At 41.5% G+C, this 20,160-nt stretch carries 20 protein-coding genes, 2 tRNA genes and 1 other annotated feature; of the genes, 14 read left to right on the forward strand and 8 right to left on the reverse strand.

Annotated features, from left to right (window positions below; translation table 11 throughout):
- Positions 1 to 147: 147 nt before the first annotated feature.
- Entirely contained in the window at positions 148 to 498 is a 351-nt protein-coding gene (locus BAU16_RS02660; protein ID WP_161526378.1) for an iron-sulfur cluster biosynthesis family protein, read from the forward strand.
- Positions 499 to 550: 52 nt separating this feature from the next.
- On the opposite strand, the gene BAU16_RS02665 is transcribed toward BAU16_RS02660, so the two are convergent.
- Both BAU16_RS02665 and BAU16_RS02670 read right to left on the reverse strand, forming a co-directional pair.
- Positions 551 to 1,168, reverse strand: a complete 618-nt coding sequence (locus BAU16_RS02665; RefSeq protein ID WP_048604666.1) for a flavin reductase family protein — start codon at positions 1,166 to 1,168, stop codon at positions 551 to 553.
- Positions 1,169 to 1,254: 86 nt separating this feature from the next.
- Positions 1,255 to 2,229: a ring-cleaving dioxygenase gene (locus tag BAU16_RS02670; RefSeq protein ID WP_161526379.1), complete on the reverse strand. Its 975-nt coding sequence runs from the start codon at positions 2,227 to 2,229 to the stop codon at positions 1,255 to 1,257.
- 153 nt (positions 2,230 to 2,382) lie between these two features.
- On the opposite strand from BAU16_RS02670, the gene BAU16_RS02675 reads away from it, so the two are divergent.
- Positions 2,383 to 3,024 carry an HAD hydrolase-like protein gene (locus BAU16_RS02675; RefSeq protein ID WP_161526380.1) on the forward strand — a complete coding sequence of 214 codons (642 nt, stop codon included), beginning with the start codon at positions 2,383 to 2,385 and terminating at the stop codon, positions 3,022 to 3,024.
- Here BAU16_RS02675 and BAU16_RS02680 read toward each other — a convergent pair.
- Both BAU16_RS02680 and BAU16_RS02685 read right to left on the reverse strand, forming a co-directional pair.
- A complete protein-coding gene (locus BAU16_RS02680) occupies positions 3,006 to 3,455 on the reverse strand; it encodes a GNAT family N-acetyltransferase (RefSeq protein WP_307723033.1) in 450 nt (149 codons plus the stop codon). The two genes, BAU16_RS02675 and BAU16_RS02680, sit on opposite strands and share 19 nt — an antisense overlap.
- A 62-nt stretch (positions 3,456 to 3,517) precedes the next feature.
- Positions 3,518 to 3,590 (reverse strand) — tRNA-Thr (locus BAU16_RS02685).
- A gap of 161 nt (positions 3,591 to 3,751) precedes the next feature.
- Between BAU16_RS02685 and BAU16_RS02690 the strand changes: the two genes are divergently transcribed.
- Positions 3,752 to 3,825: transfer RNA gene (locus tag BAU16_RS02690), tRNA-Asn, on the forward strand.
- A 110-nt stretch (positions 3,826 to 3,935) separates the two neighbouring features.
- On the opposite strand, the gene BAU16_RS02695 is transcribed toward BAU16_RS02690, so the two are convergent.
- Positions 3,936 to 5,294, reverse strand: coding sequence for a PH domain-containing protein (locus BAU16_RS02695; protein WP_161526381.1), 1,359 nt, complete (start codon positions 5,292 to 5,294; stop codon positions 3,936 to 3,938).
- 1 nt (position 5,295) lies between these two features.
- Positions 5,296 to 5,679, reverse strand: coding sequence for a GntR family transcriptional regulator (locus tag BAU16_RS02700; protein ID WP_161526382.1), 384 nt, complete (start codon positions 5,677 to 5,679; stop codon positions 5,296 to 5,298).
- A 170-nt stretch (positions 5,680 to 5,849) separates the two neighbouring features.
- Here BAU16_RS02700 and BAU16_RS02705 point away from each other — a divergent pair, with 170 nt between their 5' ends.
- The 3 genes from BAU16_RS02705 (at position 5,850) to BAU16_RS02715 (ending at position 9,162) form a co-directional block, all read left to right on the forward strand.
- Positions 5,850 to 6,866 carry an acyltransferase family protein gene (locus tag BAU16_RS02705; protein WP_137605773.1) on the forward strand — a complete coding sequence of 339 codons (1,017 nt, stop codon included), beginning with the start codon at positions 5,850 to 5,852 and terminating at the stop codon, positions 6,864 to 6,866.
- Between the two features lie 108 nt (positions 6,867 to 6,974).
- The gene (locus BAU16_RS02710; RefSeq protein WP_161526383.1) at positions 6,975 to 8,303 is read left to right on the forward strand and encodes an aminopeptidase C; all 1,329 of its coding nucleotides are present in this window, start codon (positions 6,975 to 6,977) and stop codon (positions 8,301 to 8,303) included.
- 121 nt (positions 8,304 to 8,424) lie between these two features.
- On the forward strand, positions 8,425 to 9,162 hold the full coding sequence (locus tag BAU16_RS02715) for an acyl-ACP thioesterase domain-containing protein (RefSeq protein ID WP_048605320.1): 738 nt from the start codon (positions 8,425 to 8,427) through the stop codon (positions 9,160 to 9,162).
- A gap of 59 nt (positions 9,163 to 9,221) precedes the next feature.
- Here BAU16_RS02715 and BAU16_RS02720 read toward each other — a convergent pair whose 3' ends face one another.
- Positions 9,222 to 10,190, reverse strand: a complete 969-nt coding sequence (locus BAU16_RS02720; RefSeq protein ID WP_161526384.1) for an asparaginase — start codon at positions 10,188 to 10,190, stop codon at positions 9,222 to 9,224.
- A gap of 90 nt (positions 10,191 to 10,280) precedes the next feature.
- Between BAU16_RS02720 and BAU16_RS02725 the strand changes: the two genes are divergently transcribed.
- The 3 genes from BAU16_RS02725 to BAU16_RS02735 are packed head-to-tail and all read left to right on the forward strand — an operon-like array spanning position 10,281 to position 12,483.
- Complete coding sequence (locus tag BAU16_RS02725) at positions 10,281 to 11,111, forward strand: DUF72 domain-containing protein (protein WP_161526385.1); 831 nt, start codon at positions 10,281 to 10,283, stop codon at positions 11,109 to 11,111.
- 8 nt (positions 11,112 to 11,119) lie between these two features.
- Complete coding sequence (locus tag BAU16_RS02730) at positions 11,120 to 11,959, forward strand: Cof-type HAD-IIB family hydrolase (RefSeq protein ID WP_137605776.1); 840 nt, start codon at positions 11,120 to 11,122, stop codon at positions 11,957 to 11,959.
- 11 nt (positions 11,960 to 11,970) lie between these two features.
- Positions 11,971 to 12,483: an HAD family hydrolase gene (locus BAU16_RS02735; RefSeq protein ID WP_231586081.1), complete on the forward strand. Its 513-nt coding sequence runs from the start codon at positions 11,971 to 11,973 to the stop codon at positions 12,481 to 12,483.
- A 22-nt stretch (positions 12,484 to 12,505) separates the two neighbouring features.
- On the opposite strand, the gene BAU16_RS02740 is transcribed toward BAU16_RS02735, so the two are convergent.
- A complete protein-coding gene (locus tag BAU16_RS02740; protein ID WP_048604676.1) occupies positions 12,506 to 13,855 on the reverse strand; it encodes an aspartate kinase in 1,350 nt (449 codons plus the stop codon).
- Positions 13,856 to 14,189: 334 nt separating this feature from the next.
- On the opposite strand from BAU16_RS02740, the gene ezrA reads away from it, so the two are divergent.
- The 5 genes from ezrA to tpx all read left to right on the forward strand — a co-directional run bounded on the left by ezrA (position 14,190) and on the right by tpx (position 19,908).
- On the forward strand, positions 14,190 to 15,911 hold the full coding sequence (ezrA, locus tag BAU16_RS02745; RefSeq protein ID WP_048604677.1) for a septation ring formation regulator EzrA: 1,722 nt from the start codon (positions 14,190 to 14,192) through the stop codon (positions 15,909 to 15,911).
- A 143-nt stretch (positions 15,912 to 16,054) separates the two neighbouring features.
- Positions 16,055 to 17,197 (forward strand): cysteine desulfurase family protein, encoded by a 1,143-nt coding sequence (locus BAU16_RS02750; RefSeq protein WP_161526386.1) that lies wholly within the window; start codon positions 16,055 to 16,057, stop codon positions 17,195 to 17,197.
- Positions 17,198 to 17,299: 102 nt separating this feature from the next.
- A complete protein-coding gene (gene thiI / locus BAU16_RS02755; RefSeq protein ID WP_161526387.1) occupies positions 17,300 to 18,499 on the forward strand; it encodes a tRNA uracil 4-sulfurtransferase ThiI in 1,200 nt (399 codons plus the stop codon).
- Positions 18,500 to 18,649: 150 nt separating this feature from the next.
- The gene (locus tag BAU16_RS02760) at positions 18,650 to 19,306 is read left to right on the forward strand and encodes a redox-sensing transcriptional repressor Rex (RefSeq protein ID WP_048604680.1); all 657 of its coding nucleotides are present in this window, start codon (positions 18,650 to 18,652) and stop codon (positions 19,304 to 19,306) included.
- A 104-nt stretch (positions 19,307 to 19,410) separates the two neighbouring features.
- Positions 19,411 to 19,908, forward strand: a complete 498-nt coding sequence (gene tpx, locus BAU16_RS02765; protein WP_261795779.1) for a thiol peroxidase — start codon at positions 19,411 to 19,413, stop codon at positions 19,906 to 19,908.
- Positions 19,909 to 19,939: 31 nt separating this feature from the next.
- Positions 19,940 to 20,152, forward strand: a binding site (T-box leader).
- The last annotated feature ends 8 nt before the right edge of the window (positions 20,153 to 20,160 follow it).

The raw sequence follows: 20,160 nt of genomic DNA on the forward strand, positions 1-20,160 counted from the left end.
TTCGAGTCCTACTGCCGGAGTAATTTCGAGATAGCACAGGCTATCTCTTTTTTTGTGCTCTGAAGAATCTTCAAACAGATTGTTGGTAGGAAAAAGCTGGTCTGTGTTACGATCAGTCCAACAAGATTGTTGTAGGGAGGTAATTTGATGAATATTCAATTCAGCAAAGAGGCAAAAGTAAAGTTGGCGCCATTTCTTTCAGAAAAAGCAGTCATTGTATTGGATCTGGATGACGGCGTTGGAAAGTATTCTAAGATGGGTGTTTGCTCATTAGATACCAGTTTTCGCTTATTGGTCCTATCAGAAGAACAAGATTTGAGTGATTACGAGGCAGCAATAGCTAGTGAAATCGGGAAGATCTACATCAAGGAATATTCAAAGCTATACATGGCAGAAGAAATGATTTTTACTGTGGATCAGCGATTACAAGTCTTGAAATTGGGAAGCCCTGGTGGTGTCCTGGATAACTTTGTACCAATCGTTGATTTGCGGAAATAAGTGGAAAATAAAAAGAAAGAACAGAGAGGCAAGTTTCGCTCCCCTGTTCTTTTTATTGTGGACGAGAAATTTCTTCTGTTTTTCCAAGATGGCCATAGAAATTGCCGGCGAGCCGAGAAATTGGCTGTAATTTTTCTGTTAAAATATATTCTTTTTCCTCATCGAAAATTGTTTCATTGAAGTAGTAGTCTGTCACTTCAAGAATAAAAAGGTCACTGATGGTAGTTTCGTCAACAATAATAGGAACGTATTGATGCAGTTTTACTTCCATTCGAATCAATGGTTCTTCAAATCCGGGAACAGCTACCTGCTGGCTATCCACGAGTGTTTGGTCAATCAGAGCCAGTTCGCTTTCTGCCGGAGCAAGCGTTGCGGCGGTTTGGTTCATATCATGAAGAACGGAAGGGGTAACTAAATGAATGACCCCTTCACCATTTTCCAAAAGATTATTGGCAGTATCTTTGGTTTTCCCCTCTTTACGATTGATGGAGAGGGAGACAAGGGGGTGTTTGCTGGCAACAACTGTAAAGTAGCTGAAGGGTGCAGCATTGATTACATCTGTCTGGTTGTTTTTTGTAGTAATCCAGGCGATTGGGCGTGGGGCTACTGTTCCGGTCAAGAATTTATAATTTTGTTTTTGGGTAAGTTGGTTTGCTTGGTAATGTAGCATGAAATCCTCCGTTTTAGTAAGAGAAAAACTGGGAATCACAAATGGATGCCCAGTTTTTTTATTTTTGTAGGTGCTTAGAAAAATGATTATTGACGTTTTTTATTTGCATCTGAAGTATCAAATGGGCGAACGTAATCCTCGATTTCTTTGCGTTTTGGTTCTAAGAATGGTGGCAAGGATAAAATTTCTCCGGCAGCTTCATAGGTTTCGTCTTCTAGGAAACCGGGACCATCTGTTGCTAATTCAAATAAAACTTGCGGTGCTGCCATAAAGTATTCAGAAGCAAAGTAGAAACGCTCTGTGTAGCCGGAATTAGGGAATTCAAGCTGGTTGATGCGATCAATCCACCATTCAAGGGCTTCTTTATCAGCTACCCGTAAAGCCAAGTGGTGGACATTTCCAAAGCCTTCACCGGCAAGCGGCAAATCTGTCCGATGTTCAACGATGATGCTTGCGCCGTTTCCGCCTTCACCGATTTCAAAAAGATGGAAGCTGCCTTCTGCGTCAACTAATTTGAAGCCTAGTACATTGACCAAAACAAGTTGCATGTGTTCAAAGTTTTGAACGGTAACAAAAGCTGGGCCTAAGCCAATGATTGCTGATTCGGCAGGAACATTGGAATTTTTCCAAGGAGTACCGGCAGCAACACCTTGATTTTTTTCGTCAGAAATCAATTGGTAGCGTTGGTTGTCAAAATCTTCAAATTCCAAATATTTTTTGCCGAAACGTTCTTGAATTTCACCGTGATCGACATTATTTTGATTAAAACGATCCACCCAATAATCTAGTGCAGCATCGTTTTTTACGCGGAAAGAGGTACGGGAAATCGAATTTGCTCCCTTTGTCCCTTTAGGAATGCCAGGAAAGTCGAAAAAGGTCATATCGGTACCGGCTGAACCTAAATCATCGGTAAAGTATAAATGGTAAGTTTCAATATCGTCTTGGTTGACGGTTTTTTTGATTAAACGTAAGCCTAAAAGATCCGTGAAGAAACGATAGATTTTTTCTGCGCTTGATGTCATTGCGGTAACATGGTGTAATCCTCTAATTTGTGTATCCATAAATTTGGCCTCCAATAAATTTCACTTTTATATTTCTTACTAAAAGTAAGTATATCGGATTTCATTTTTTTCCGCAATTATTTTGTTTTATAGATTTTAGTGTATAGTAGGAATTGAAAATAAATTTGGAAGAAATAAAAAGGAGAGAAATACGTGAAAGAATGTTTATTTTTTGATTTGGATGGCACCTTGATTGATTCGAGTCAGGGAATTTTTTCCTCCATTCGCTATTCATTGGCTAAAATCAACGGACCAACTTTAGAGGAGGAACAGCTGCGGTCATTTATCGGACCGCCCTTAGCGGATTCTTTTAAAAAGATTGGATTATCGGATAAACACTTGGAACTAGCAGTCAGGTATTATCGGGAAAACTATGCAAAAGAGGGTATCAAGCAAATCGTGGTTTACGAGGGGATTCCAGAAGCTTTGGCTAAGTTGTCGGAAACAAAAACACTGTATCTTGCTACCTCCAAACCGGAGCACTTTGCGGAAGAAATTTTAGCAGTGCTGGGATTTGAAAAGTATTTTACAGGCATTTATGGTGCAGATATGGAAGGGAAACGAGCGGCTAAGGCAGATGTGCTGGCGTATGCGCTGGAGGCGGCGGCAATCGACAAAGAAGCCGCCGTGATGATTGGTGACCGTAAACATGATATTCTGGGAGGAAAGGCAAACGGATTGGCGACCGCTGGCGTTTTGTATGGTTTTGGCAGTCAAGAGGAATTAGCGGCAGCAGGAGCAGAAAAATTATTTGCTACGCCACAAGCAGTGGCAGATTATTTTTCTTTGGTGTAAATTAAATTCCAATAATTCTCTGGGGCGATGGTCTCCCATTCTTTTTCCCAACCATTTTTCAAATAGAAAGCTAAAGCCAATTGATTTTTGGAAACACATTTTAATCGAGCCGGTCGCTCAAGCCGAGCAAGTCCGGCTGTCAATAATTGTTTGCCAATATGCTGACCGGTTGCTTCAGGTGCGACAAAAAGATTGTGGATAAAATTTTCTGGAAGGTAGAGGGAAATAAAGCCGCAGATTTTTTCCTGGTCTTGGGCGACAAGTACTAGTTCTTCTTGTGTGCTTTGGTCGAAATCCGTTAATTGGTACTTGGCGGAGTCTTCCCAAAAAAAGGCCGCTTTTCGACTGTCGTAAAAAATTTTTTGTAGCAGTGGCTTATCTGTTGGGATACTAGGACGAATAAATATAAGAAATCCTTCTTTCGTTTGAATTTTATGTACGAAAAAACGCTGAAACCGTGGACAGGTTCAGCGTTTTTTCAAAGAAATTTTTAAGCCACTTGTCGGGCTTGAACCGACGACCTCATCCTTACCATGGATGCGCTCTACCAGCTGAGCTAAAGCGGCCTGTTATTTAACACAAGATATAGAATACTTGATACTGGTCCGTTTGTCAATGGAAAATTGGTGAGAAGGATCAATTTTTTGAAGGAAACAAAAAAATCACCAAACGAAATGGAAAACGATTGCCAAAAAATTAAAGAGTTGGTATTATATGGGTACATTCTTCCGGCATAGCTCAGTTGGTAGTAGCGCATGACTGTTAATCATGATGTCGTAGGTTCGAGTCCTACTGCCGGAGTTAAATAATAAATAGGAGACGCCATTTTTTGGCGGCTCCTATTTATTTATTGTCGCTGTAGCAAGTTTCTGCTCACCAGAAGGCTCTTTCTTTTTTTGAGAGGAGTGCTTTTATCGTAGTTTTTCGTAAGCTTCTTTGGTCAATTCGGGATTCTTGTTGGTGTAATAATAATCGGTTTTTTTGGTTTTGATTAGTAGAATGGGCTTAGATTGCATGGAGAGATAGAAATTCGCCGATTTGCCATCCACTTGAAAATGTCCCACTGAATAATTTTCTGTGCCATAGCCATTGGTACGAACGACCGCTCCGTTTATATGGTCAATCAATGTGACGGATTCAATTTTCTCTACTGGAATAGTAGAAGAAGTGGCTAAAGGAGCAGTTAATTCCACCTGGTTTTCTTCTAGTGAAAACTTAAAAGGATCGGCAGTAAAGTCGTAGAGATAAGATGTGGATAAGATTGCTACCATCACACCCACTAGCAAAAGGCCAACCGCTCCCATAATCAGTTTACCAACAGGACGGCCAAGATTGACAGACATATTCATTCCAATCCGGTCCGGCAAAAACAAACGAGTGTCATTAGGATTGATGTAGACGCCATACCGCCAGTACTGATCTTCCCCCATATAACGGTAATCTGGAATCTGACTTAGCAGTTGATCTTGTTTTTGACGTAATCGCAGTAAAAAGCCGATACTGGCAAAAGCACTTGCAATCAAGATAAAAAGCCCAGCACCGACCCACAGTTTTCCTGCCCACCCAGAAATATCCAGACGGAATAAAGGCAAATAGAGGATCGGAAGAATCATGTAAGCACCGGTCACTGTCAAAAGAGACCAGTAATGTTTTGTCAGATCGTTGTATTGCCGGTTGATTTTTTGGTCATTCGTCATCGGACGAACGGATAAACGAGAAAGAGAGTACCAGAAAATAATAAATAGCAGCCAAATGAGCGCAGTACTGAACAATAAAGGCCATGTGGTGAGAGAATCTTTTTGCAGGGTCAGTACACTGCCAATTATCAACAGGGCAAGGGAGGGCAGGAACCAAAGCCAAGAGACGAGTTTTTTATTTTTTGTTTGAATGAGCTGGGTGTCAATAAGAATCGGTTCAATAGGTAGTTGCCAATTTTTTTCAACGATCAGCCGATGCAGCTTGCGAATGTACAGAATTTCGCAAATATAATACACTGAAAGTAGCAGCAAATTTACCCAAAGCAGGGTCATTACGAAGGCTTCGTATTTTGGCAGTAACATCAAAAAACTGAAAATACTCAGACCAATGGCAATTTGCAGCAGCCGGAGTTTATACTCCTTCGCGATTGCTACGACTTCCGGTGCATTTAAGTGATGGGGTGCTAAGGTATTTTCCAACAAGACGTGATTATGCGGTGTGCCTGCTAAACGCAGTGAAAGTGCCATTACAACATGAATAATGATAAAAATGCCGACTAAAAATATACGCATGCTAGTCCCTTCCTTCGGTGAATTCTTTTAGATAATGGTGAACGTCTGCTAAAATTTGTTTCTCGGAGCGATGATGTAAAACGGCTTGAGCTAAAAGGACCGCCAACTGGTTTTGATAGTCCTGCTGGGTCTCTTCCCGATAGTTTTCTGGGAGTCGAACGGTGGTCCCTTTACGACGATCCGTAATCAGGTAACCGGCTTCTTTTAAAAAGGTGTAGGCTTTGGCGATGGTCATCATGTTGACACCTAATTCGTCGGCTAATTGACGAACGGAGGGGAGCTGTTCATTCACCTGTAAATCACCACGGGCGATTCCCAAAATGATTTGATCGCTGATTTGCCGATAAATCGGTTCCTCGGAGCGACTATCGATTTCTAACAACATATTCTTCACCTCTTTGTATTATATATATTAATACAACCGATACATAAAAGCAATCGATGACTATTTGTTAAGTAGCTGTAATGGGATGGAAATAATGTTATTTTAAAATAGAGAGTAAGCTTTTTTAAGGAAAATAAGTGAAACATCAAGGCTCGAAAGGAGTTTCCCTCATGAAGAAACAAAATAGAGAACCTTATTTTGATAATGCAAAATTTTTTTTGATGATTCTGGTGGTCTTTACCCATCTGTTGCAGCCATTTATTGAAGACCATCCTTTTTATACAGATCTTTATTATTTCATTTTTACATTTCATATGCCTGCCTTTATTTTGATTGCCGGCTTCTTTACTAAAAATTTTAATCGTCCGGGAAATATCAAAAAATTATTCAAAAAATTGGTATTGCCTTATATTTTGTTCCAGTTGATTTATTCCGCTTATTATTCTCTGATCGGTTTACAGCGGGAATTTTCGTGGGAGCTGCTGGTTCCCCAATGGTCGCTGTGGTTTCTGCTTAGTTTATTTTTCTGGCAGTTGTCCTTGTATCTTTTTCAATATCTCCGACCGGAAGTTGGTATCACCCTCAGCTTTATTTTGAGTTTGTTAAGTGGGTATCTGCCTTTCATGTCTCGAGATTTGACGTTGCAGCGAACTTTTGCGTTTTTGCCTTTCTTTGTGATTGGACATTATGTGACAAAAGAACAGGTGGATAACATTAGACGGGGAAGTCATCGTCTTTTAGGAATCGCCGGATTGTTTTTCATTTTTCTTTTTATCCGTAACATTGAATATTTGAATAAATACATGGTTTTTGGTTCGAAACCTTACGAAGAATTTTTGGCTTCGCCTTTGTTGGGAAGTGCGGTACGGATGCTGATGCTGGCGTTGGGATTGATCGGAACCTATGGGGTGCTGGCGCTGGTTCCCCGCAAACAGCTCATTTTGACAAGGTGGGGCGCCAATACGTTGCTGGTGTATCTTTTGCAGGGCTTTTTCATCAAAGGATTGCGCGCGGTGGCCATCGAAGAAACCAAGTTGACAATGCTGGGATTATGCGGACTTTTTCTTGGAAGTGTTCTTTTGACGATTGTTTTGTCCTCAGGGAAAATGGCGGAGGCGTATCAACGGCTTCAAACAAAACTGGATGCGTTGGTGGATTGGCTGACTATGACAGCACCCGATAGCTGATCTTCTTTCATGAATAGAAAATAATTTTCTGAATATTCCCGCAAATCTTGTTTTCCATGGCTTTGAGGAGTAAAATGAGGAAGATTAGTACGTGAAAGGATGAAAAAAATGTCTGAAATTTCAAAAGAAATGACTACAAACTTTGCTGCAGATTTTGCAGCAAATAAGAAACACTTGGCACTACAACGCACAGTGGTAAAAAATGGAATCAAGGCTTCTGCGGAAAATGTCAGCGCACAGGTCAATAATGTTCCGGTTTTTTCTGTGGATGTAGCGACTGGGAAAGTTGCCAACCAAAAACAATCCGGTCGTTGCTGGATGTTTGCAGCGTTAAACACCTTCCGTCATAAAATGTTGAACACTTTCCAATTGAAGGATTTTGAACTTTCTCAAAATTATACCTTCTTCTGGGATAAATACGAAAAAGCCAATTACTTTTATGAAAATATTTTAGCAACTGCAAAGGAAGACGTAACAAGCCGGAAGGTTGCCTTCTTGCTGCAAACCCCTCAACAAGACGGTGGACAATGGGACATGATGGTCTCGATTTTTGAAAAATACGGGGTCGTTCCTAAAACAGCAATGCCAGAAAGTAGCAATTCGTCAAATTCACGGGATTTGAACACCTTTTTAAATAAAAAATTGCGGAAAGATGCTGTCGCATTGCGCCAACTTGTAGCAGATGGAAAAACAGCGGGAGAAATCCAAGCAGAAAAAGGGAAAATGCTTCAAGATGTGTATGATTTTCTAGCCATTTCTTTAGGCACACCACCAGAAAGCTTTGATTTTGAATACCGTGACGAAGAAAAAAATTACCATCTGGATCAAGCTCTGACACCACAAACCTTTTACAAAAAATATGTGGATGTGGATTTAGACAACTATGTCAGCATCATCAATGCACCGACTGCAGACAAACCATTTAACCGTTCTTACACGGTCGAAATGTTAGGAAATGTTGTGGGTGGGAAAGACGTTCGTTATTTGAATGTGGATATGACAACCTTCAAAAAATTAGCGATTGCGCAGTTGGAACAAGGGGAATCTGTCTGGTTTGGCTGTGATGTCGGTCAATCTTCGACGCGGGATTCAGGAATCATGTCCCTAGATGCTTATTCCATGAATGAGTTGTTTGATGTCGACTTTACCATGACCAAAGCGCAACGCCTAGATTTTGGCGAAAGTTTGATGACCCATGCGATGGTATTGACGGGTGTTGATTTGGTAGAAGGTCAATCAACCAAATGGAAAGTTGAAAACAGCTGGGGAGAAAAAGTTGGTGACAACGGCTTCTTCGTCATGAGCGATGCGTGGATGGATGAGTTTACCTACCAAATCGTTGTTCGCAAAGACTTTCTGACTCCAGAACAACAAGCCGCTTTTGACGCAGATCCACAAGTTTTAGCACCTTGGGATCCTATGGGCGCATTAGCATAACAAAAGAAGTGCAAAAAGAAGAATCGGGAAACTGATTCTTCTTTTTTTGCAGGGACGATTCCTGCAGTTTCTGCTATACTTAAAGGTATTAGAGCAAAATCTATTGAATTTTAGGAGGCAAATTTTGGCAAAATACACGAACCAGCATGAAGTCGCTTATTATGAATGTGACGTGAACCAAACCATGACCTTTCCGGCAATGATCGGTGTGGCAATCAAGACTTCCGAAGAGCAAAGTGCATTTTTGGAGCGGGATTCGGCGTTCGTCCGTTCTTTCGGGCTGACTTGGGTCATCACGAATTACCTGATGACGATTACTCGATTGCCTCGCGTAGGGGAAACGATTCTTGTCACGACAGAAGCCACTGCCTACAACAAGTACTTTTGTTACCGAAATTTTTGGCTGCAGGATCAAGAAGGCAATGAACTGGTGAAAATGGAATCAGTTTTCGTTTTGATGGATATTGAAAATCGCAAAATGAGCAGTGTTCCTGAAGAAATCATTGCGCCTTATGAAAGTGAAAAAATTAAACGAATCAAACGGTATCCGAAAATTCCGGCAATTGAAACGGGAAAAAGTTTGACCTATCGGGTTCGTTTCTACGATATCGACAGCAATCAGCACGTCAACAATGCGATGTATTTTAATTGGATGATCGATGTATTAGGCTATGAATTTCTCAGCGCTCATGTGCCACAAGAAGTCAATGTCCGTTTTGATAAAGAAGTTGAGTATGGCCATGAGATTGAAAGCCATTTTGAAGTTATTTCATTAGCGGATGGACAAGTAGAAACCCGACACAATATTCGAATGGGAGAACAAACCTATTGTGAAGCTGTCATCACATGGAAAAAATAAAACAAAGCACGCTTTCCTTGCCAAGGGAGCGTGCTTTGTTTTATGAAAAAGGCGGATGATTAATCAGCCATGAAAGTAATGAGGGCCTCTGATGTCAATTGACGATTTTTGGCAATCAATAATTTGAGCCGGGCTTTTTGTGAATTGATCCCACTGCAAAAAATAATTCCTCGTTCTTGAAGATCTTTCCCTCCGCCTTCATAATCGTAAACAGGTTCTGCAATGCCATTGAAACAGCGGGAAACTAATACAATGGGAATGTTTTGTTCCAGCAATTTTTGCAGGGGCGGCAAGGTTTGCGGCGGCAGATTGCCAGCACCCAAGGCCTCGATGACTAACCCATCAATTTGATTTTGAGCCAGCGCCTCAAATAATTCCCCGTCCATTCCGGCATACGCTTTGACGATGGGAATAATGCCCTCCACGGTATCAACATCCCAATGAACCGTGGGTAATAATTCCTGTAAAAAAATAATTCGATTTTTGGTCACCAAACCGATAGGTCCCAACGTTGGCGTACGAAAGGTTGCCACATTTGTCGTATGAGTTTTTGTCACGTAGCGGGCAGAGTGGATTTCATCATTCATCACGACTAGAACCCCTTTGCCGATTGCTTCCGGTGCAAGAGCCACCCGAACAGCACTTTCAAAATTGTACAACCCATCACTGCCTAACTCATTGCTGGAGCGCATGGCACCGGTCACGATAATCGGCAGCAGATTGCCGATTGTAGTATCCAAGAAAAAAGCCGTTTCTTCTAAAGTATCTGTTCCATGAGTGATCACCACAGCATCGATTCCGGCGAGTTTAGCAAGCTGGATTCGTTCCTTTAGTTGCAGCATATGACTAGGCTGAATGTGAGGACTAGGAAGATTAAAAATATCCTCCACGATAACTTCTGCTGTGTCAGGCAGGTCAATTTTGGCATCCATCAACGGGTTGACAACATCAGGGCTGACTTTTCCAGTTAAGGTATTTTCTTTCATGGCAATGGTGCCGCCGGTATGTAAAATGAGTATGCGGGTCATGTGATGTTCCTCCAATCAAATCTTTACTGTTTTCCTAAAATTATTGTATACTATCTTAATAAGAAAAAAAATAGGTGTGATGAATGAACGATGATCAGAGTTGGTTTGACCCGATTTGATGAACACGAATTTTTGACCGGAAAAAAGAAAAGTACGTTGTTTGAGTACGCCAGCCATTTACCAGTGGTAGAATTAGATACCAGTTATTATTTTGTTCCTAAAAAATCAGTAGTGGAGAATTGGTTGACTCAAATTCCCGAAAACTTTCAATTTATTATGAAACTTCCCAGCAGCTTGACTTGCCAAGACGAATTGCCGGAAGGAAAAACGATGCAGGATATGGCAGAGGAATTTTTGACAAATCTAGCACCGATGATTGACAGTGACCGTCTTTTTTGTGCTCTTGCCCAATTTCCGGCAACATTTAAATGTACCAAAGAAAGTGTAGCGCATCTGCGAATGCTACGGCAACTCTTTCCAAACCTGTCCCTTGCTGTTGAGTTTCGGGATTACTCTTGGTATGAGCCCCGCTATCTTGAAAAAACACGACAGTTTATGTCAAGCCAGCAGTTTTCACTGGCGGTGATCGATGAACCAAAAAAATTGTCTACTACGGTTCCGTTGGATGCCTTTGTCACCAATTCCGCATTTACACTCTGCCGTTTTCATGGAAGAAATGATGTTGGCTGGCAGGCGAAAGGTCCGGATGCTCAGAGCAAACGAACGTTGTATCATTACTCACAGACTGAATTGGCAGAATTGCAGGCAACGATTGAAAAAGTGGCGGAGGATTCCCAAAATGTGGTAGTGATTTTTAACAACAATGCAGGCGGCGATGCGGCAGAAAATGCGATGGAATTAAATGAACGGATGAATTTGACCTATCAAGGATTGAATCCAGGTCAATTGGATTTATTTTGAGGAGAACAATGATAAAAGCTATTTTTTTTGATATTGACGGTACCTTGCTTTCCAGCCGGGGAGAAGTTTTGGAAAGTACTAAAAAAGCCATTCAACAAGCGCGGGCAAAGGGAATTTTTGTCGGAGTCGCTACGGGTCGGGGTCCGGTAAAAATCACAGAGTTGCTCAATGACTTGCCATTAGATATGTACGTGACTTATAACGGACAATTGGTTTATACAAAAGAGGAAACGATCCATGCACAAGCCTTTCAACAAGAGACTTTGCGGCAAATCGTTCACTATGCAGATATCCATAGCCGCCAAATTATGTTTGGAGCACGGGATCAAATCGATGGCAGTCGGACGATGATGTTGAGTCAATCGATGGCAGGGAAAAAAATGATTCGCTTTTTGCCGCGGCATTTTCCGGTAGCCATTTTAAAACAGACATTGCAAAAATTGAGCTTCTACAAAAGCAAAAACCATTATAAAAAAATGGCGATTTTGAAACAACCGATTTATCAATGTATGATGCTAAGCGTGCAGGGAGAAACGGAAAAATTGATCCAGCAATTTCCAATGTGTGACTTCCAGCGTTCTAATCCCTATTCGGTGGATATTGTACCAAAGGGCGGCTCTAAAATTCGTGGTATCCATGCCTTTTTGGAGCATCACGGTATTGCTGTTTCTGAGTCCATGGCCTTTGGCGACCACATGAATGATATTGAAATGCTGCAAGGCGTGGGCGTGGGAATTGCGATGGGAAATGCCCAGCCCATCGTTAAAGAAACAGCGGTGTACGTAACAGATACGAACAACCAAGATGGCATTGCGAAAGCGTTGCGTCACTACCAAGTAATTGAATAGGAGACGATCCATTGAAACCCTTTGAAATGACAGAAGAATTCCACCATATTTTTGATCCTAGAAAGCCGCAACACCCAACTGCTTTTTCAGCTGAAGAAGCAGGACATCGAGCAGCCTTTAAAATCGAAGAGCTTGTGGAATTTTTGTATGCCGCCAGTAGAAATGATTCGCAGGTATTTAATGATGGTGTTGCAGCACTCCATCAGGCGATTGATCATGGACAGGCAAAAATTGTTGCCAAAGGAAAGCCTAGTGAAGATTCGTTAGTGGAGCAAGTCGATGCGTTAACGGATTTGCTGTATCTGACTTATGGCTCCTTTTCCTTGTTGGGCGTGGACCCGGAACCGATCATGGCGATCGTTCATGAAGCCAACATGGCAAAACTTTTTCCTGACGGGAAGCCCCACTATGATCCAGAAACAAATAAAGTGCTGAAACCTGCGGACTGGGGAGAAAAGCATGCCCCCGAAGCACGGATTAGAAAAGCCATCGAGCAACAAAAAAAATGGTCAGAAAACGAGTAATTCGTTTTTTCTGACCATTTTTTTAATCGAAAAAGGTATAATACAACGTTCGAATAGCTAGTTTTTCCTGATCCTTATGAATACCAAACATGATGCTAACTTCAGAAGAACCTTGGTTGATCATTTCTAAGTTGATTTTTTTGCGGGCAAGAGCAGCGGTGCTTTCGGCAGTGATCCCCACCCGTTGCCGCATTCCTTCACCAACGACCATAATCATAGATAAGTCATGGGTGATTCGCAGTTCATCAGGATCAATTTCATAGGCAATGGTACGCAGCAATTCTTCTTCAATTGCTGGTGTTAATTGATTCGCCCGTAAAACGATGGAAATATCATCAATTCCAGAAGGCATATGCTCGTAACCCAAACCAAAATCTTCAAAGATCGTCAAAATACGGCGGGTAAAACCGATTTCTCTATTCATCAAGTATTTGTTGATATAAATCATCGTAAATCCTTCATCGCTGGCGATTCCTACCACCGGTTTTTCATGGCGATCCCGTTGGTTGGTGATTTTTGTTCCGGGAGCCATCGGATTATTGGTATTTTTGATAACTACCGGAATTTTAGCCCGGTAAGATGGCATGAGCGCTTCATCATGAAAAACTGTGAAGCCGGCATAAGCCAATTCCCGCATTTCCCGATAGGTCAATTCTTTAATCAGTTCAGGATGGTAGACAAATCCTGGATGGGCAGAGTAGATACCATCGACATCAGTAAAGTTTTCGTAGAGGTCTGCTTTGACCCCGGAAGCGACGATTGAGCCTGTGATGTCAGAGCCGCCACGGGAAAAAGTACACACTTTGCCTGCTTCGGTATAGCCAAAAAATCCTGGAATGACTAATACTTCTTCAGAGGTTGCCCACTGATTGATTTTTTCGTAAGCCTTCAGCAGGATACGGGCGTTCCCCGGTTCATCAGTAACTAAAATGCCTAAAGCCTGCGGATTGACATAGCGTGCCGCAATGCCTTGCGCTTGTAAAATTCCGGCAATCAGCTTAGCGTTGTTGTCTTCACCACTTGCTAAAATCGTATCATAGAGATGGGGATTATCTGTGGTTTCCAGTGTTTTTAACGCCATCAGGTCCTGCCAGATTTTTTTCAACGTTTCTTCGGACAGATTAAATGCCTGACCGATTTCTTTGTAGCGATCAAAAATCAGTTGCAATAGTACATCCAGATTTTTTCCCGCTATTTTTTCATTATATAATTGAATCAGCAGATCCGTCACTTTCGTATCCTTGCCTGATCGTTTTCCCGGCGCAGAAACCACGATGAATTTGCGTTCGGGATCGTCTTTGATGATTGCTACTACTTTTTTTACCTGTTCACTAGAAGCCAGTGAACTGCCTCCAAATTTTGCTACTTTCATCTTATCGCCTCGATTTTATATTTCATATAGATTACAAAAAAATGAGAAAAAAAGCAAGTTTTCAGAGAATAAATGAAAAATAAATTGAAAAATGACGGAAAGTAAGGAGAAAGAGACCTTGGTAATCAGGTCGTTTTATGAAAATCCCCCAATGAAAAAAGTCAAAAGTTTTTTTCCGTTACGTAGTGATTGCCACATAGGTTTGTGATATAATCTAGCGTAGATGCCTTTTGTTGAAAACAGGCGAAGAAAAGCAGAATTTCAATTAGATAAGCATAGCCAAAGTTATTTTAAGGCTTCAAACATTGTATATTCGAAAGCGGAGGAACTTTAAATGGGAAGTAATGTTATCATCGGAATCGTAATTGCTGTCATAGTTGTGGCGGCAGTGCTCTACTCGATTAGTTTTTTCATGCGCAAGAAAAATGAGGAGCGCCTCAAAGTTTTGGAGAAACGAAAGGAAGAACTGTTTGATCTGCCAGTGATCGAAGAAGTCGATGATGTAAAGAAAATGCATCTGGTTGGACAAAGTCAGAATACCTTTCGAGAATGGAACCAAAAGTGGACGGATATCTCCACCAGTGATTTCGCTGAATTAGAAAGCCAAATTTTTGAAGTTGAGAGTTTAAATGAAACCTTCCGCTTCCTTAAAGCGAAAACGGCAATCGGTGATGCAGAGGCAACGATGGATCACATGGAAAAAGAAGTCGAAGAAATTCGTGCCGGTCTGAAGGAACTACGGGAAAGCGAAGAACGCAACTCCCTTGAAGTCCAAAAAGCGTTGGATATCTACGAAGACCTGAAAAAAGGGTTACGGGAAAATGGTGACGAATACGGTCCAGCCTATTCAGAATTACAAAAACAAATCAAAAACATCGAAATCGAATTTACACAGTTTGTCACACTGAATACCTCCGGTGACCCGGTAGAAGCAAGAGAAGTCCTGGAAAAAGCAGAAAAACATACTTACGAGTTGGATGATGTAATCAAACGTATCCCAACCGCTTACGAAGAACTGAACAAAACTTTCCCAGATCAGTTAAAAGAAATTCAAGATGGCTACAAACGCTTGTTGGCAGATCATTACGTGTTCCCAGAAGAAAATTTCCAAGATGAAATCAATCGCGTGAAAAAACGAGTGGAAAATTCCATGAAGGATTTGGAAAAGACCGAGATCGACGCAGTAGAAGTCGCTAACCGGGATACTTCAAGTGCCATTGATTCTCTTTATACGGTAATGGAACGGGAAATCGATTCGAAAAAATATGTACTTAAAAATCGACAAGTCATTACAGATTATATCCAACATGCAACGAAAAATAATCGTCAGCTATTGATCGAGTTGGATCACACCGCACAAAGCTATACGTTGAATCATAATGAGCTAGGCCGGGTACGTGGTTTCCAATCTGAAATTGATGAGTTGGCAAAACGCAATGGCGAGATCGAGCCGATGATGGCCCATCACGAAATCCCTTTTTCAGAGGTTCAATCTTTCTACAAAGATGCTTACAAGATTTTGGATGACATTGAAAACCAACAGGTAGAGATCGATGATTCTCTTCATGACTTGCGTAAGGGAGAAAAAGCTGCGCAGGAAAAAGTGGAACAATATGAATTCAAATTACGCAACTTAAAACGTTTCGTGGAAAAACAACGCTTGCCTGGCTTGCCAGGAGATTATTTGGAATTCTTCTTTGTAGCGACGGATCGTGTAGAAGAATTAAGCAAAGCCTTGAATAAAATCCGAATCAACATGGAAGAAGTCAACAAACTGGTTGATATTTGTAACGAAGACTTAGAATTGTTGGATGAAAAAACCCATGACCTTGTGGATGCCGCAGCGTTGACGGAACAAATGATGCAATACGCCAATCGTTACCGCCATTCCCATCCAGAAATCAAGGCGTCCATTGACAAGAGTCTTCAACTGTTTACGAAAGACTATCGTTACCAAGAAGCATTGGATGAAATCGGCGCTTCCTTGGAACGGGTAGAACCCGGTGCTTTCAAACGTATCGAAAGTTTCTACTTCAATAACCGTGATTTAGTATAAATGCAGAACTTGAAACATTCCTTTGAGTGTTTCAAGTTTTTTTATGGAATAAAAAGAAAATCGCTTACAAAAAGCTGTACCTTGAAAGGAAGCGACACAGCGTATATAATGGGTAAGAATTTCCAAAAGAGAGGGATTTTTTCATGATTTATTTTGATAATAGTGCAACAACGCCCATTTTTCCACAGGCACTTGATACATATGTAAAAACCAGTCAACGGATCATTGGTAATCCATCGAGCTTACATGATTTAGGCAGTCAGGCAGATCGTCTGCTTCAGCAGGCCCGCAAGCAAATTGCAGAATTGCTTTCTGTTGCACCTGGGGAGATTTGGTTTACTTCCGGTGGGACAGAAGGGGACAACTGGGTAGTAAAAGGAACCGCAATTGAAAAGCAAACCTACGGACGCCACATGATTATTTCTAGTATTGAGCATCCGGCTGTCTCAGAAACTGCGGCACAATTGCAAGAGCTTGGCTTTGATATCAGTATTGCACCGGTAGATGCCGCTGGATTCGTAGATGTTGCCGCATTAGAAAAACTGATTCGTTCAGAAACAATTTTAGTTTCAATTATGGCAGTCAATAATGAGATCGGTTCGATTCAACCAATCAGGGAAATCAGTGAAGTATTGAAGAATCATCCTAAGATTCATTTTCATGTGGATGCCGTACAGGCAATCACCAAAGTTCCCCAAGAAAAATGGCTGACCGATCGAGTGGATTTTGCAACGTTTTCTGCTCACAAATTTCACGGACCGCGAGGAGTCGGTTTTATTTACTGGCGAAAAGGTCGGAAAATCGCTCCGTTGTTGACGGGTGGCGGTCAGGAACAAAATCATCGCAGTGGAACGGAAAGTGTGCCGGGCATCGTCGCAATGGCAAAAGCATTGCGCCTTTCTTTAGAAAAAAAAGCAGAACGGCCTCAACATGTGCAGCTTTTGAAAACTTATTTGCATACTGCTTTGGCAGCATATGATAAAGTAACGATTTTTTCTGAGGAAGAAAATTTTGCCCCCCATATTTTATGTTTCGCCCTTAAAGGTATTCGTGGGGAAGTAATGGTGCATGCGTTCGAAGAAAAACAGATTTACCTTTCTACAACGAGCGCTTGCTCCAGCCGAAAGAAGATGGCAAGCAGTACCCTGCATGCCATGCATGTACCCAATGCCCTTGCCACCTCAGCCGTCCGCATCAGCTTAGATGAAAGCAATACGATGGCAGAGGTTGAGCAATTCCTGATTATTTTCAATCAACTCTACCAAAAATTTTCTAAAATCAACTAAGAAGAATAGTCCAAAAAAAAAGGATGGTCGTTCCACTTTGACTAAAAAAGCAAGTGGGAGGATATATGTAGTGAAAATTTAATACCTAAGGGAGTCTATCACGTGAAATATACAGAAATTATGGTTCGTTATGGTGAACTATCCACCAAAGGAAAAAATCGCCGCAGTTTTATTATGCAGTTGGCAGAAAATGTTCGCCGGACATTGTCGGATTTTCCAGCAGTAAAAATCCATGCTGAACGAGATCGCATGCACCTGCTTTTGAATGGCGCTGATAGTGATGAAATCATTCCTAAATTGCAAAAAGTTTTCGGTATCCAAAATTTTTCTCCTAGTATCCAAGTCGCTAAAACGGTTCCGGCTTTGAAAGAAGCTGTGCAAGAAGTGATGCAGGAAATCTATACTGGAAAGGAAACGTTTAAAATCACGGCAAAACGTAGCGACCATGATTTTGAGCTAGACAGCAATGAGTTGAATCAAGTTTTAGGGAATGCAGTATTTGATCTTTTTCCTGAGATTCAAGTTCAAATGAAAAAACCAACAATCAATTTACGAGTAGAGATTCGTTTGGATGGTGCCTATCTTTCTTATGAAACGATCAAAGGTGCTGGCGGTTTACCGGTTGGAACCAGCGGTCGTGGCATGCTGATGCTCTCAGGTGGCATCGATTCACCGGTGGCGGGTTACTTGGCGATGAAACGGGGCGTAGAAATCGAAGCCGTCCATTTTGCCAGCCCTCCGTATACTAGTGAGCAGGCGTTAAAAAAAGCCAAGGATTTGACTGAAAAATTGGTTCCATATGTGGGCAGTATTCAATTTATCGAAGTACCTTTCACTGAAGTGCAAGAAGAAATCAAACGCCACGTGCCACAAGGGTATTGGATGACACTGACTCGACGAATGATGCTCCGCTTAACGGATGCGATTCGTGAGATGCGTAAGGGCCTGGTCATCATCAATGGCGAGTCCTTGGGGCAAGTAGCCTCACAAACTCTACAAAGTATGGTAGCAATCAATGAGGTAACTACGACACCAATTATTCGGCCGGTAGTCACGATGGATAAATTGGAAATCATCGAAATTGCGGAACGCATCGATACTTTTGAATTGGCGATCCAACCCTTTGAAGACTGCTGTACGATTTTTGCTCCCCCTCAACCAAAAACACGCCCTCGCTTGGATAAAGTGCAGGAATACGAAGAACGCTTGGATATCGAAGGGATGATGGTTCGTGCGTTGGAAAACTTGAAAATTGACCGCATCGAAGGCAGTCAAACTGCAGAATTTGAAGAATTACTTTGATTTATCTGCCTTTTGAAAATAAATAGAATGAATGAGCAATCGTCAAAAATTATTTGGCGATTGTTTTTCATTTTGAACTAAAAACGCTTGCAGACTAGGATATCTCATGCTAAACTTATTATGTGAAATAATTAACAAAGGAGTTCCGTTATGGTTGAAGAAACAAAATTAAGAACGATCCCCAAAGCGACAGCAAAACGGCTGCCTTTGTATCTCCGGTATTTAAAAATGTTAAAAAATGCAGAGGTAACCCGTATCAAATCGAAAGAATTCAGTGAGCTCACCCAGATTCCTTCTGCGACGATTCGCCGGGATTTTTCTCATTTAGGAGAGTTGGGCCGCAGCGGATACGGCTATGAAGTCAGCTATTTGATCGAAGTTTTTAATAGTATTTTAGATACAAATGATGAAAAACGGATCGCATTGATCGGTTTTGGTAATTTGGGAAAAGCCTTAGCTAATAATAATTTTCGCCGCAATGAAAATTTAACGATCGTCAGCGTCTTTGATAGTAATCCTGAAATCATTGGGAAAGAAATCGATGGACATGTAGTACAGGATGTTCGTAATTTGGCGGCGGTTGTGAAAGAAAAAGAATTGACAGTTGCAATCTCCACCGTGCCGAGCCACTATTCCCAGTGGGCGATTGATCAGATTGTAGCAGCCGGCATCACGGCTATTTTAAATTTTGCACCTGATCGTGTGGAAGTACCAGCCAATGTTCATGTACAATACATTGATTTGACGACAGAATTACAGACGTTGATTTTTTTCGATCAGAATTATCAAGGCGAAGCAACCCGCTAGGCAATTTTTTTGTTGTTTTGATTTTTGTCTACTATACTGTAAAGATACCCAAAGTAATAGGCTGACTATCCAGTGTGAAGTAAGCAATCATAGGAGGAATTACAGTGTCTTTAGAAGTATCGCGAAAAGGAACGATGTACAAGGTTCCCGGCAAACAGCCGCAAGTTGGAGAACAGGCACCTTTTTTTCAGTTGCCGGACTTGCAGGAAAAAAGTCATTCATTACCTGATTTTAAAGGAAAACCAACGATTTTGAGTGTCATCCCTGACATTGATACTCGGGTTTGTGCCTTGCAGACAAAACGCTTCAATCAAGAAGCCAGCAAAATTTCGGCAATTCATTTTGTGACGATTTCCAATAATACAAAAGAGCAGCAAGCAGCGTGGTGTGGGCAAGAAGGTGTTGATATGTTGATGTTGCACGACACGGACCATTCATTTGGCGATGCCTATGGATTATGGATTCCTGAATTTGGTCATTTGGCGCGAGCAATTTTTGTATTGGATTCGAAGGGTGTGGTTCAGTACCAAGAAATCAGCCAAGAAATCTCGCAAGAACCAAACTATGAGCAGGCGCTTGCCGCAGCCAATGCCCTAATCTGATTGACTTTCAAAAAACTTCATTGTAGAATAAACCATGATGAAGAACAAGAGGAGTAGCTAAGAACTCGTTCAAGAGAGAAAGTCGCTTGCTGAAAGACTTTTACGTTAGACTTAGTGAAGGTAGCTTGGGAGTCTTTGATCTGAAGGCAGTAGGATCAAACGAGTGGTGATCGTTAACACACCAGATAAGAGGCAGCAAAATTTGCTGCAATTTAGGTGGTACCGCGTAATTTACGTCCTAAGATGCGAAAG

The sequence above is a fragment of the Enterococcus sp. JM9B genome, from assembly GCF_009933265.1.
Classification (GTDB): Bacteria; Bacillota; Bacilli; order Lactobacillales; family Enterococcaceae; genus Enterococcus_C; species Enterococcus_C songbeiensis.

Excerpts from the sequence above, each read along its gene's own strand:
- BAU16_RS02660 (WP_161526378.1), top strand. The coding sequence starts at position 148 with ATGAATATTCAATTCAGCAAAGAGGCAAAAGTAAAGTTGGCGCCATTT.
- BAU16_RS02665 (WP_048604666.1), bottom strand. The coding sequence starts at position 1,168 with ATGCTACATTACCAAGCAAACCAACTTACCCAAAAACAAAATTATAAA.
- BAU16_RS02670 (WP_161526379.1), bottom strand. The coding sequence starts at position 2,229 with ATGGATACACAAATTAGAGGATTACACCATGTTACCGCAATGACATCA.
- BAU16_RS02695 (WP_161526381.1), bottom strand. The coding sequence starts at position 5,294 with ATGCGTATATTTTTAGTCGGCATTTTTATCATTATTCATGTTGTAATG.
- BAU16_RS02700 (WP_161526382.1), bottom strand. The coding sequence starts at position 5,679 with ATGTTGTTAGAAATCGATAGTCGCTCCGAGGAACCGATTTATCGGCAA.
- BAU16_RS02705 (WP_137605773.1), top strand. The coding sequence starts at position 5,850 with ATGAAGAAACAAAATAGAGAACCTTATTTTGATAATGCAAAATTTTTT.
- BAU16_RS02710 (WP_161526383.1), top strand. The coding sequence starts at position 6,975 with ATGTCTGAAATTTCAAAAGAAATGACTACAAACTTTGCTGCAGATTTT.
- BAU16_RS02720 (WP_161526384.1), bottom strand. The coding sequence starts at position 10,190 with ATGACCCGCATACTCATTTTACATACCGGCGGCACCATTGCCATGAAA.
- BAU16_RS02725 (WP_161526385.1), top strand. The coding sequence starts at position 10,281 with ATGATCAGAGTTGGTTTGACCCGATTTGATGAACACGAATTTTTGACC.
- BAU16_RS02730 (WP_137605776.1), top strand. The coding sequence starts at position 11,120 with ATGATAAAAGCTATTTTTTTTGATATTGACGGTACCTTGCTTTCCAGC.
- BAU16_RS02740 (WP_048604676.1), bottom strand. The coding sequence starts at position 13,855 with ATGAAAGTAGCAAAATTTGGAGGCAGTTCACTGGCTTCTAGTGAACAG.
- ezrA (WP_048604677.1), top strand. The coding sequence starts at position 14,190 with ATGGGAAGTAATGTTATCATCGGAATCGTAATTGCTGTCATAGTTGTG.
- BAU16_RS02750 (WP_161526386.1), top strand. The coding sequence starts at position 16,055 with ATGATTTATTTTGATAATAGTGCAACAACGCCCATTTTTCCACAGGCA.
- BAU16_RS02760 (WP_048604680.1), top strand. The coding sequence starts at position 18,650 with ATGGTTGAAGAAACAAAATTAAGAACGATCCCCAAAGCGACAGCAAAA.